This window comes from Pseudomonas sp. PDM03 (assembly GCF_014852385.1).
Taxonomy (GTDB): domain Bacteria; phylum Pseudomonadota; class Gammaproteobacteria; order Pseudomonadales; family Pseudomonadaceae; genus Aquipseudomonas; species Aquipseudomonas migulae.
Window position 1 is genome coordinate 65,381 of sequence record NZ_JACVBM010000020.1, and the last position, 13,315, is coordinate 78,695.

Below are 13,315 nucleotides of genomic sequence, written 5' to 3' on the forward strand. Positions count from 1 at the left end.
AGGAGCCGGCTTGCTGGCGATGGCGGTGGGTCAGGCGATATTGATGCCGGCTGATACGCCGCCATCGCCAGCAAGCCGGCTCCTACAGGGGGGTGTATTTGCAGACCTAGCGACCGAGGTACACCTCGATCACCCGCTCGTTATCCTGCACCTGCTCCAGCGACCCTTCGGCCAGCACGCTGCCCTGGTGCAACACGGTGACGTGGTCGGCAATCGAGCCGACAAACCCCATGTCGTGTTCCACCACCATCAGCGAATGCTTGCCCGCCAGGCTCTTGAACAGCTCGGCGGTGAATTCGGTTTCGGCGTCGGTCATGCCTGCCACGGGTTCGTCGAGCAGCAGCAATTGCGGGTCTTGCATCAACAACATGCCGATCTCCAGAAACTGCTTCTGCCCGTGGGACAACAAGCCGGCCGGGCGATTGACCGAGGTGGTCAGGCGAATGGTCTCCAGCACTTCGCTGATGCGATCTTTCTGTTCGCCACTCAGGCGAGCCCGCAGGCTGGCCCACACCGACTTGTCGGTTTTCTGCGCCAGTTCAAGGTTTTCAAACACGCTCAGCGCTTCGAACACCGTCGGCTTCTGAAACTTGCGACCGATGCCGGCCTGAGCAATTTGCACCTCGCTCATCTGCGTCAGATCGAGAGTTTCACCGAACCAGGCTTTGCCATGGCTGGGGCGCGTCTTGCCGGTGATCACGTCCATCAGCGTGGTCTTGCCCGCGCCGTTGGGGCCGATGATGCAGCGCAATTCGCCGACGCCGATGTACAGGTTCAAATCGTTCAGTGCCTTGAAACCATCGAAGCTGACGCTGATGTCTTCCAGAGTCAGGATGGTGCCGTGGCGGGTATTCAGGCCGGGACCGACGCGTTGCCCGAGGCCGATGGCGTCGCGGCTGGTGCCGGCGTCCTTGTTCGGCTGCGGTGGATAGAAGGCTGGCTCGAGCATGAATTCAGCCGTCGCAGTCACTCTCATTGGTCACCCCTTTTCTTCAACAGGCCAATCACGCCTTTGGGCAGGTACAAGGTCACGACGATGAACAGCGCGCCGAGGAAGAACAGCCAGTATTCGGGGAACGCCACGGTGAACCAACTCTTCATTCCGTTGACCACACCGGCGCCAAGCAACGGGCCGATCAGCGTGCCGCGACCGCCGAGCGCGACCCAGACGGCGGCTTCGATGGAGTTGGTCGGCGACATTTCGCTCGGGTTGATGATGCCGACTTGCGGCACGTACAGCGCACCCGCGAGACCGCACAACACTGCGCTCAAGACCCAGACAAACAGCTTGAAACCTCGCGGGTCGTAGCCACAAAACATCAGGCGGTTTTCGGCATCGCGCAGTGCGGTCAGCACTCGGCCAAATTTGCTTTGCGCCAGGCGCCAGCCGATGAACAGGCTCGCCACCAGCAACAGCACCGTGGCGAAAAACAACACCGCGCGCGTCCCCGGTTCGGTGATGCCAAAGCCAAGAATGGTGCGGAAGTTGGTGAAGCCGTTATTGCCGCCAAACCCGGTTTCATTGCGGAAGAACAGCAGCATCCCGGCGAAGGTCAGGGCCTGGGTCATGATCGAGAAATACACGCCTTTGATCCGCGAGCGGAAGGCAAAGAAGCCGAACACCAACGCCAACAAACCCGGCGCCAACACCACCAGGCACATCGACCAGAGGAAGCTGCTGGTGCCGGTCCAGTACCACGGCAATTCGGTCCACGACAGGAAGGTCATGAACGCCGGCAAGGCATCGCCCGAGGCCTGGCGCATCAGGTACATGCCCATCGCGTAACCGCCGAGGGCGAAGAACAGACCGTGACCGAGGGACAGCAGGCCGGCGTAACCCCAGACCAGATCGAGGGCGAGGGCGACGATGGCGTAGCAAAGAATTTTGCCCACCAGGGTCAGCGTGTAGGCCGAGACGTGAAACGTGCTGTCTGGCGACAACAGCGACAGCAGCGGCAACGTCAACAGCAAAACAAGGATCACCGCACAGACGGCAATCGTGACTTTGGGGCCGGCCTTTTGGCTGGCCGTGAGCATCAGGGGCTGGTTCATCAGTCGATCACCCGTCCTTTCAGTGCGAAGAGGCCTTGCGGACGTTTCTGGATGAACAGAATGATCAACGCGAGGATCAGGATCTTGCCGAGTACGGCGCCGATCTGCGGTTCGAGAATCTTGTTGGCGATGCCCAGCCCGAACGCGGCGAGCACGCTACCGGCCAACTGCCCGACGCCGCCGAGCACCACCACCAGGAACGAGTCGATGATGTAGCTCTGACCGAGGTCCGGGCCGACGTTGCCGATCTGACTCAGCGCCACGCCGCCAAGGCCGGCGATGCCCGAGCCGAGGCCGAAGGCGAGCATGTCCACGCGCCCGGTGGGCACGCCGCAGCAGGCGGCCATGTTGCGGTTCTGAGTGACGGCGCGCACGTTCAGGCCCAGGCGTGTCTTGTTCAACAGCAGCCAGGTCAGCACCACCACGAACAGAGCGAAGGCGATAATCACGATGCGGTTGTACGGCAGCACCAGGTTTGGCAACACCTGTATCCCACCCGACAACCACGCCGGGTTGGCCACTTCGACGTTCTGCGCGCCGAACACCAATCGGACAAGCTGGATCAGCATCAGGCTGATACCCCACGTGGCGAGCAGGGTCTCCAGTGGGCGGCCGTAGAGGTGGCGAATCACCGTGCGCTCCAGCGCCATGCCGATCGCCGCCGTGACGAAAAACGCCACCGGCAACGCGATCAATGGATAGAACTCGATGGCTTGCGGGGCAAAGCGCTGGAACAGCAACTGCACGACGTAGGTCGAGTAGGCGCCGAGCATCAGCATCTCACCGTGGGCCATGTTGATCACGCCGAGCAGGCCGAAAGTGATCGCCAGCCCGAGCGCCGCGAGCAGCAGGATCGAACCGAGGGACATGCCGCTGAAGGCCTGGCCGAGCATCTCGCCGATCAGCAGTTTGCGTTTGACTTGGGCCAGGCTGGTTTCGGCAGCCGTGCGCACATTGGCGTCGGCTTCGACACCCGGCTCCAGCAAACTCTCCAGTCGAGTGCGAGCCAGTGGATCGCCGGTTTCACCGAGCAGGCGCACAGCGGCAAGGCGTACGGCCGGGTCGGTGTCCACCAGTTGCAGGTTGGCCAGCGCGAGGCTGAGCGCGGCGTGAACGTTTTCGTCGTGTTCGCCAGCCAGTTGCTGGTCGAGGAATTTCAGCTGCGCCGGTTTTGCGCTTTTCTGCAATTGCTGCGCGGCGGCCAGACGGGTTTTGGCGTCGGTGGCGAGCAATTGATGGCTGGCCAGTGCGGTGTCGATCAGACCCCGCAGGCGATTGTTCAGGCGCAAGGTTTTCGGTTGGCCGTCGACCGTCAATTCGCCTTGTTGCAGGGCGTTGATCAGTTCGACACGAACCGGATCGGGCTGCGCGGCCCAGGCTTCCAGCAGTTTCGCTTGCTGCACGGGGTTGGCGGCGACGAAGTCTTCGGCGTCGCCTGCATGCGCGAACATCGGCAACAGCAACGCGAGGGTAAGGATGAAACGGTAAAAAGCGGTGGGCATATCAAATGTCCTGGTCATACGCGGACCTTGTAGGAGCCGGCTTGCTGGCGATGGCGGTGCATCAGGCAAACCGTGTGATGCTGATCGCCAGCAAGCCGGCTCCTACAGGATTTGTGTCGGGCACGAACGATGTATTCGGCCCGACATCCAGGTGGCTTAGTTGCTCTTCACCGCATACTCCGGCTTCTTGTCGTTGCCAGGAATGAACGGGCTCCACGGCTGGGCACGGATCGGGCCTTCGGTCTGCCACACCACGTTGAACTGACCGTCCGCCTGGATCTCGCCGATCATCACCGGCTTGTGCAGGTGGTGGTTGGTCTTGTCCATGGTCAGGGTGTAGCCGGACGGCGCGGCAAAGGTCTGGCCAGCGAGGGCTTCGCGGACTTTGTCGACGTCGGTGGACTTGGCTTTCTCCGCCGCTTGCGCCCACATGTGAATGCCGACGTAGGTGGCTTCCATCGGGTCGTTGGTCACCGCTTTGTCGGCGCCCGGCAGGTTGTGTTTCTTCGCGTAGGCTTTCCAGTCGGCGACGAATTTCTTGTTCGCCGGGTTCTCCACCGACTCAAAGTAGTTCCACGCCGCGAGGTTGCCCACCAGCGGTTTGGTGTCGATGCCGCGCAGTTCTTCTTCACCGACCGAGAACGCCACGACCGGAACGTCGGTGGCTTTCAGGCCCTGGTTGGCCAGCTCTTTATAGAACGGCACGTTGGAGTCGCCATTGACGGTGGAGATGACCGCAGTCTTGCCACCGGCCGAGAATTTTTTGATGTTGGCGACGATGGTTTGATAGTCGCTGTGACCGAACGGGGTGTAGACCTCTTCGATGTCCTTGTCGGCCACGCCTTTGGAATGCAGGAACGAACGCAGGATCTTGTTGGTGGTGCGCGGGTAGACGTAGTCGGTGCCCAGCAGGAAGTAACGCTTGGCGGCGCCGCCTTCTTCGCTCATCAAGTATTCAACGGCAGGGATCGCCTGTTGGTTCGGCGCGGCGCCGGTGTAGAACACGTTCGGCGACATCTCTTCGCCTTCGTACTGCACCGGGTAGAACAGCAGGCCGTTGAGCTCTTCGAACACCGGCAGCACCGATTTACGCGACACCGAGGTCCAGCAACCGAACACTACGGCGACCTTGTCCTGGGTCAGCAATTGACGGCCCTTTTCCGCGAACAGCGGCCAGTTCGACGCCGGGTCGACCACCACCGGTTCCAGCATCTTGCCATTCACGCCGCCCTTGGCGTTGATCTCGTCGATGGTCATCAACGCCATGTCTTTGAGCGACGTTTCGGAGATCGCCATGGTGCCGGACAACGAATGCAGAATACCGACCTTGATGGTCTCGGCGGCCTGGACAGTCCAGGTCATGCCCATCGCGGCAATGCTTGCCGTGAGTGTAAAAGCCTTGATCAAGCTGCGACGCTTCATTGTGCGATCTCCATGAACGTTAGAATTTTTTTCTTGGTTGGCAGATGCGGACTACTGAAGGCTGTTTTGCAAAGGCTGTGCCCGGTCGGAAATGGTCGGGAAATCTCGTGATAGAGCCTTTGGCTGATCGGGGCGCGCACCAGACTGGGGCTTGATGGCGAGGCGGGTGCGCCTGCGTGCGCAGCATTGGTGCCGAGGGTGTTCAATGCCAAAACCCGGCAGGCGATAAATATGTACCACCTGCTGTCCTGCGAAATCTTGATCATCGTGGTTTCGCAATCAAGTGAGCAGAGCATGGACAGCATCGCTGGCAGTACAGCTTCAGCCCCCCAACGGGCGTCGAAATTTCCTGCATTGGGACCAAAATTCATAAGCGCCGATGATGCAGCCTATTGGGCACACCGGCAGATCGGCGAGCGCCATGACAGGGCCTACGGCGGCGTGATCGTGCAACGGGCCGACGGCAAATTTCAGCCCACGTTACCTGCAGCAGGTCTGAAAGGTCGTTTCGATTTCGAGACCCTGCTGTCTACCGACAAACCCGGGGAGCTGTTCGTCCCCCAGGGCTACAGTGGCGCTGCGTATTACCTGTCTCATTCGGCCAATCACGCCGAAGTCCTGCGTGCTCACCCAGGCTGGACGGCCGAGCAGATCAAGTTGAGCCTCGGCTTTTTTTCGAGACACCACATCCTGAGCCACATGCAGGACCCGGGCGCCTATGGCCAGCGTCACTATCTGTCGGGACCGGATGGTTCGCTGATCAAGTACGAGTCCACTCAGCCGGCAGAAGAGAAAAAATTCTTTGAGGTGGCGTTCAAGTCTTTCGGGGCGTTCTCCGACGTCGAGCAACTGATTCAAAAGTTGGCTGCGACCGGCACACTGAGCGTGCTGGTTGCCAATGATCAGTGGGGCGGTGTACGAGGAAACGTGTCGGCGAACTGGACCCTTGGTACAGCCCTGGGACACAACCGGCCCGTCTCACAGCCTTTTTTTTGTGCCGTGTCCGATCAAGTGGACAAGGCCATTGAAGCCGCGGCAACGAGCGTATCCACAACCTCCGGCAGTGTGTATCTGGGTTTTGTAGTGACATCTGCCGGCAGTTCGGAATGCATGGCGACCTATCCGGTTCTCTCCAGCCAGCTGGAGGTGGCCGCAGAATTGTTCAAAACATTTCCGAGGGGAACTGATCACAAGCTGGAGAGGTTGCTCGATTTCGACCTGCATGGCGTTTACTTCCTGTCGCACAGTGATGGCGCGCAGAGCGCCAGCGATCCTTGGCTTTATGAGCACTTTATTTCACCGGATGAGTTGGCTGCGGGAATCAAATTTTCGCTATGGGATGTTTATCGGCAGGAATACCCGGACTTCCTGAATGTGTACACCAGAACCCGGGATGGTGCCGTGTTGCAGTACCGCCCCTCGGCGCACATCCGTGAAGCTCCGTTGAAGGAGAGTGCGGACATCAACGCTCGACTGAAGGCTGGCACGCTCAAGCCAGCGGACTACGTCAAGCAGGTGGCCGCAGCCGGCCAGCTGACAGTGCTTAAGGACAGCCAGTTGTGGGATGTTGTCGGGGACGTTGGTGCCGACTGGCAACCCTATGCCAGGTCGAGGCGTTTGAGTCCCGCTTTTCTCATGGCGGACGATGCCGCACGTTTTGCCCATGAGCAAATTGGTAGCCGCCGTGAGCAAGGCTTCGCCGGGATGATTTTGCAGGACCAAAACAAACGCTTCGTTGCCACAGAGCGGGTTTTTACCGCAGAACCACGGTTTGTGCTGGACAGGCTGTGCCCCCTCGATGCTACCGGCGCGCCGATCATGCTACTTGAGGGATACTCGTTTTACGGGCTGTACGCCTCGCGTTGGCAAGGCGACTCACCATCCATTGAACGTGACGATACACAGGAGCAGTTGACGCAGGCGCAGATGTTCACCACCGAAGATATCCGCTCGGTGCTCGTCAACAGCGCGCATGTTGCCGACTTTTACCTCTCGGGTTCGCCAGACAGCCTGCTGGTCTACAGCCCCGATTTATCGAAAGTGGTTGCTCGCAACAAGCTGCAAGAGCGAGTCGCCATACTCGCCGATGGCGCCACCCTGATGGACCGGGAGCTGAAGGCTGGCACACTTTCACCCGATGCCGCTGTCGACGAACTGGCCGCGTCTGGCCGACTGCGTGTGGTAGCCGGCAATGATGTGTGGGGCCCGCGGGGAACGGTATTGGACGATGAGTCAGCTCCCGCAAACGCTCCGGTGCTCGGGGCGGTTTTTGACAGCGCTGAAGAAGCCGTGTTGAACGCCCGTCATCGAGCCAGGCTCGACTACCGCGCAGCTGCCGCGGGTTGGGGATTCCTTCTCAAGCACAAGGACCGCGATGAGTACGTGGCGACCGAAACTGTGCCTGTCGGACGTCTGGCGGCATTGAACCAGGCGAGCGATTTTGGCGCTCCCGTATTGGTCGACGAGTTTCGCACCCTCGCGCTTTATTACTCGGCAAGCTGGATTCCCGACGGGCTATCGACAGCGGATGCCTGGTTTGCCCGGCATTTCGCTTCCGTGGTCGATCTGGCAGCGGCCATCTATGACGACGAGGGCACGCAACGGCTTACGCATTTTCAGGACCTGAGCGTTTTCGTCGCGACCCTGGATGGGGCTTTGTTGCGGTACCAATTCTCGATCATCTCAACCCAGTTCGACAGTAAGGGTTTGCAGCAACTGAGTTCACTGTTAGTCAACGGCACGCCTCCCTATGCCGACGTCATTCAATTGATCGCCAAGGCCGGAGAGCTGAAGGTGCTGCGTACCAGTGAACTGTGGGACGAGCCGGGTATTGTCGGTGCGGATTGGAAACCTTACGCGCAGCTCCAGCGACGAGCGCTCAGCCCGGTCTTTGTGTCGCAGGATGACGCAGTGCGCTATGCGCTGGCGCAGTTGGGCTCGCGGCGTGAGCGGGTCTACGGTGGCCTGGTGCTACGTCGGCTCGATGGGTTGTTTGTCGCGACGTTACCGGTGGCCGTCGAGGTCGAGAATTTCCCCGCCAGCTGGATTCGTCTGGACGAATTGACCGAACAGGGGTTGTTTCTGGCTGGAAGCTCGGTCGTCGCCCGCTACCATTCGCGTGTACAGGTCGAACCGGTTTTCGCGCTGTCGAACCGCGAGCGGGAAGTGTACCTCGCAATGTTTTCCACCGATTTTCTGGCAGCAATCCTGACCAGCTCCGCGCCGTCGCTGTCACCCGGCAAGGAATATCTGCTGGGGCTCGATGGCAGCCTGATCAGCTACACCCTCAGCGCCAGTGCTATCGAAAAACAACTGGCGCAGGCATTGGCCCCCCCCCAGTCAATTGCAGCGCAGGCATACCCCGATAGAACTGCAAATGCGCAATGGCACGCTAACCCCGAGTGAGTACGTCAATCAGGTTGCAAGAGCCGGCAGGTTGCAAGTGATCGAGGCTAGTCGACTGTGGGGCAAGGCCAGGCGGTTGTCTCAATGGAGCGCTTTTTCCGAGAGAGGCCCATCGCAAGTCCATCGGTCGGCCGTTGCCGATCCGGCACTCAGCCCGGTCTTCACGCAATTGCATGACGCCGTACGGCATGTCCATCGAGCGGTTGGTGCTCGAAGTGGATTGAAGTTCGGGTTTGTACTCAAGTCGCTGAACGCCGAGCGGTATATGACGACGTTGCCGATTGTCGGGCGGCGAGGAAGTCTCGCCATCGAGAAGGTATTCCCCGATGGGCTGTTACCCCTGGGCTACAGCGTTGAGGGAATCTATCTGTGTCCTTCAACCGGTACAGGGCAACTGCCGCACGACTTGAATCAGAGTTTCATCGCGCCTCGGGATCTGATGTACGGATTGGACTCCGTTCGTGTGCGCACGGGGACAACGACTATTTTTCTCAACGTCTTCGTGTCCTGTGCTGATGGCGCCTTGTTGCGATACAAACCCAAGGCCAGCGCACGGGAGTGGACTGAGTTACAAGCCGCGGTTGACTATGAAAAGGTGCTGCAATCAGGGCACGAAACGCTGATGGAGTATCTGCGCAAAGTGATCGCGAACGGTGAGTTGCAGGCCGTGGTGCGCAGCGCTTTCTGGTCGCCGTTCAGGGTGGATGCCCGGGGCGTCAAAACCGGTATAGGGTTGGTGAGATGGGCGCCGGATAACCGCTTTGCCCTTGGGCCGGTATTTGCGCATGCCGATGATGCGGCTCGCTGGGCCCAAAGACTGATTGGCGAGTACGTCGGCAAGCAATATCTCGGAGGCGTCCTGATACACCAGGCATCTTCTTCATTCGTTGCGGTCGAGCCGCTTGAGGACGGCCTCGGCAGTGGCACTCACACCGCACTGTTTTACTCAGGCCCGGGAGGGCCGATTGCCCCGGTCGCTGTACCGGGTGAGCCGCCGTTGCCATTGCCGGTTTTTCCGCCGGATTTCAGATGGGTGGCTGTTCATCAGTTCTACAAGCGCTTCAACCTGTTCGTGATGAAGGACCCCAGTGCACCCGATCAATTGCTGCTGGATAACCTGGCCTTGGCCGACTTGCGGTTCAGCACAGATGTAGTGAAAAAGAGCGGGGTCTCCGGGGGCAGTTGTTACTTCGCCGGTCGTGGGGGCGCGTTGTTCAAATACACCCCCAGCTTCTCGCCTCAGGAAACCGAATTTTTCAGCGAGGAGGCAAAGGACGGAGTCGCTGCATACCTCGCCAGACTCGCCAGCGTCGGCAGGCTTGAAGTGGTGGATATCGATGGCTATTGGCTCCGTCGCGGGCGTCTGAATTCGAACTGGACGCCGGCTGTACAACCGCAGGTGAAGCCAGAGCGTGATGAGCTGTAGAACGCCCGGATCGATGAAAGAAAACGCCAATCGCGCTGAAGCCACGCGAACGCGAGCCGTCAGGGAAGAAGAGTAACTATGTACCGCCATGGGCGTATTTCACAGTGCGACAGTGGGTGCTCAATGAATACTCAATGGAGTACCCCCTCATGGATGAACAACCACAGCAGTCCGATTCGACAAACGCTGCATTAACGCTGAGTGTGTTGGGTCGGACCTTTCTTTCAGCGGACGACGCCGCCTGTTATGCCCACGAACGGGTCGGGCGGCGTCGTAATCGTGGCTACTACGGCTACATCCTTCAGCGAAACGATCAACGCTACGTTATTACTGAACCCGCCGAACAATCGGTCAGTTCGAGTACGCATCACGAGCGTGTTCCCGACAATCATGTCTTGCACAGTCTGTTTTATTATCACCCCGCGCTTTCGACACTCGACGCACACGAGGTCGCGGATCTGGAGTGGTCCGTCGATGATGCGGCGACGAGCTTGTTGATGTTCAGTGTCAAAGAGCTGCGCAGTCTCCTCGCAACCGAGCTGTCGGCCTATCTGTCGGGGGCCGAAGACAGCTTGATCCGATTCACTCCCGACAGCAGCCCGCTCTCGTTGGCGCTGCTCAAACAGTTGGGGACCAGCCAAACGCCCGGCAAGCTTGCCCTCGACCTGGAAAAGGGCGTGGTCAAACCGGAGCAACTTGTGACAGAGGCGGCGGCTGCCGGCGATTTGCAGGTCATTATCAGCAACGGTCGCTGGCGACCTCGGGGGATAGTCACGGAGCACTTCGTTCCCGGTCCCTGGGAGCGGAATGTCCCGGAGAGGGTGTCGCTGGGTGCGGTTTTCCAGTCAGCCGACGAAGCGGCGCTCGATCGTTATGCCCGAAACACCGTACAACGTGACGAAGGACAGACCTGGTTCGGGTTCATTCTCAAGCACCAGGACAAAGAAGAGTATGTCGCTTCAGAGCTGGTCCCTGTCAGCTTTCCAAGAGACAGGCTTTTCCTGGAGCGCAGTCTGTTCCGACGCTCCCCAAAGTCCGGGGAGTATGCCTATCCAGAGTCATTCATCCCTCACTCCTATTTCTATTCGCGCCAGCGGGTCAACAATGAGCGGGATGCGCCCCGACGCTGGCTGGCCGAGCATTTCATTGTTCCGAAAGATTTGTGGGTCGCTGTCTACAACGCAAAAAAACGCCCTGTCTTTGGGGAAAGAGTTCCGGCTTTACTCTACGTGTCGACTCCGGACGGCGCACTGCTGAAGTATGTGCCGCGCCCGGACACCCCGCTGTTCGACAACGACGTCCCGAACATGGGCCTGGAGGCCATTCAAAACAATCTGGCCAAGGGCGTGTCGAGCGCAACCGATTTTATCGTGACGGTTGCCCGCAACGATGCATTGCAGGTGTTGCGCACCAGTGTGTGCTGGGACAGGAAAGGGCTGGTCGGCCCCAACTGGGCGCCGAACCAGAACCTGCAGCGTCGTCCGCTTGGCCCGGTGTTTCTGACGGCTGATGACGCCGCCGTGCATGCGCGTACGCAAGTACCCGCCGGCGTGGCAAGGGCATTCGGTGGCCTGATTCTCCAGCGCTCTGACGGAAGGTATGTGGCCACTGATCCTGTCGACATTCCCCAGGAAGACTTTGATATCAAGTGGGTCTTTGCGGATGCAGCGGTCGAGCTCGGCCAGTTTCCACCAGACTGCACGATCGTTGCGCGTTATCGCTCAAGGGTGCTGCGCGCGTTACCTGTCCTGTTATCCGACGTCGACAAAGAGCTCTATCGCAACATGCTCTCTGTCGATTCCGTTTACACCGCCTTCATGAGTAGAACGCGGGCGCTCGACGAGTACCTTTTTGCACCCGACGGATCGATCATCCGTTACCGGATCGGCACTTGGGAGCGCATCCGCGCGGATCTTGGCATTGCGATAAGCATGTCGGGGAAACCGGCGCGCGATCTGGATGCCGCCTGGATCAAGGAACAGATCCATGCCGGTACTTTGACGCCGACCGCGTGGGTTAAAAAGCTGGTCAATTCCGGGTACCTGAAAGTGGTTGCAGGAAGCCGACTATGGGGGCCGTCTCGTGACGTAACGGAGTTTGAGCCCTATCAGACGATAGCCCAGACGACGGGTTACCCAAGGGCTTTGGTGGAACCGGCTTACAGCGCGGTTTGCATCCAGGAGCAGGATGCTGCACGCCTGGCACATGAACAGGCAGGCAATCGCTCATTACTCGGCTTTGGATTTATCCTGCGCAACGCTCGCGACGGTTCTTTCCTCGCGACGCTGCCCGTGAGTGTGCGCAACTCACGGTTGGCGTATGACCGAGTGTTCCCCGGTGTTTTACCTTACCGCTACGTGGACAGTGGGCTCATCATGTGTGCAGCCGCTACGCCGCTGGGGCTGTCGGACGATGACTATCGGCACTTCTTTTCACCCTTGGATGTGAGCATGGCGCGTGACAGCGCCCGTACACCCCAAGGATACAGGCCGATTTATTTTTCCTGTGGCGACGGGGCCCTGCTGCGTCTTGAGCTCGCCCCATTCGATCCGCGTGTCACGCTGGACAGATTTGGTCAGGTTGAAATCAGGGACAATCCGTTTGCAACCAATGCGCAAGCTCAGCGCGATCAGGACGCTATCAACCGTGGCACATTCACGCTGACCAATTACATCAGGCGTATGGCGGCGGCGGGAAAATTGGAGGTTCTGCTGACCAGCGCTTATTGGTCACGTCCGGGTGAGGTGGGTCAGGACTGGCTTGCTGGCATGCCGTCTGTGTCCGTCGAAGCAAGGTGGACAAGCAAGTCCAGGCTGCCGTTCGGGCCAGTGTTTCATCATCCCGACGATGCAGCTCGTTATGCTCAGCTACGAGCGGCACGATTCAATATAGGCCTGGCGTGTACAAGCGCAATCCTGGCCAAGCCCGATACCCATTCATATGTTGGCATGGAACCCCTCGCTGGCACGCGTCATCCCGACGATGCCATCAAGCTGATTTTTCGCACGGCGAGTGATGTTTCAGCCTCACCAGGCACTCGATTGCCGCGCTTGCCTGATGGCTACAAATGGATGGCCAGCCATCAGATTGTTCAGTCAGATGCACAACCGGGATCAAATGCTGACGCTGACAATGCGAACTTCGCTTCTCCCGAGTCGATTCATTCGCACACGCAGGTCTTGAAAAACAAAGGCTTTGAGATTACGGCTTTCTACTATTCGACACGCGACGGTGCATTGCTGAAGTACGTACCGACCTATTCGATAGCGGAGCAAGCACTGCTTAAAGTCAAACTGGTGCAACCCCCCAATGATCAATGGACCACTGTGTTGTCGTTCGATGCTTTCATTTCCAGGCTAGCTAACAACAGCCATTTAGAAGTGTTGAAGGCCGGCGGTTACTGGCGCCTGGCCGGGCGGATGGGCACCGATTGGAAAAATGTACGCCAACAGTTTCCCGATGTATCCGTCCAACACCCCCGAGATGAGTTGTAACCGTGTCAGCAGTC

The 13,315-nt window shown here is 59.2% G+C and carries 7 protein-coding genes; 3 read left to right on the forward strand and 4 right to left on the reverse strand.

The genetic code is table 11. The annotated features are described in order from the left end of the window. Window positions 1-106 precede the first annotated feature (106 nt). The 4 genes from urtD to urtA all read right to left on the reverse strand — a co-directional run bounded on the left by urtD (window position 107) and on the right by urtA (window position 4,976). Window positions 107-976, reverse strand: a complete 870-nt coding sequence (urtD, locus tag IB254_RS23665; RefSeq protein WP_008038696.1) for an urea ABC transporter ATP-binding protein UrtD — start codon at window positions 974-976, stop codon at window positions 107-109. After that, on the reverse strand, window positions 973-2,052 hold the full coding sequence (gene urtC / locus IB254_RS23670; RefSeq protein ID WP_192419709.1) for an urea ABC transporter permease subunit UrtC: 1,080 nt from the start codon (window positions 2,050-2,052) through the stop codon (window positions 973-975). The genes urtD and urtC overlap by 4 nt, the downstream gene beginning before the upstream one ends. Then, the gene (urtB, locus tag IB254_RS23675; protein ID WP_192419711.1) at window positions 2,052-3,554 is read right to left on the reverse strand and encodes an urea ABC transporter permease subunit UrtB; all 1,503 of its coding nucleotides are present in this window, start codon (window positions 3,552-3,554) and stop codon (window positions 2,052-2,054) included. The genes urtC and urtB overlap by 1 nt, the downstream gene beginning before the upstream one ends. A 156-nt stretch (window positions 3,555-3,710) precedes the next feature. After that, complete coding sequence (urtA, locus tag IB254_RS23680; protein ID WP_008031211.1) at window positions 3,711-4,976, reverse strand: urea ABC transporter substrate-binding protein; 1,266 nt, start codon at window positions 4,974-4,976, stop codon at window positions 3,711-3,713. 198 nt (window positions 4,977-5,174) lie between these two features. On the opposite strand from urtA, the gene IB254_RS23685 reads away from it, so the two are divergent. The 3 genes from IB254_RS23685 to IB254_RS23690 all read left to right on the forward strand — a co-directional run bounded on the left by IB254_RS23685 (window position 5,175) and on the right by IB254_RS23690 (window position 13,301). After that, on the forward strand, window positions 5,175-8,381 hold the full coding sequence (locus IB254_RS23685) for a DUF4329 domain-containing protein (RefSeq protein WP_318653024.1): 3,207 nt from the start codon (window positions 5,175-5,177) through the stop codon (window positions 8,379-8,381). Continuing rightward, a complete protein-coding gene (locus IB254_RS29565) occupies window positions 8,353-9,807 on the forward strand; it encodes a hypothetical protein (protein ID WP_225602480.1) in 1,455 nt (484 codons plus the stop codon). Before IB254_RS23685 ends, IB254_RS29565 begins: the two co-directional genes overlap by 29 nt. Before the next feature lie 149 nt (window positions 9,808-9,956). Next, on the forward strand, window positions 9,957-13,301 hold the full coding sequence (locus tag IB254_RS23690; RefSeq protein WP_192419713.1) for a hypothetical protein: 3,345 nt from the start codon (window positions 9,957-9,959) through the stop codon (window positions 13,299-13,301). The last annotated feature ends 14 nt before the right edge of the window (window positions 13,302-13,315 follow it).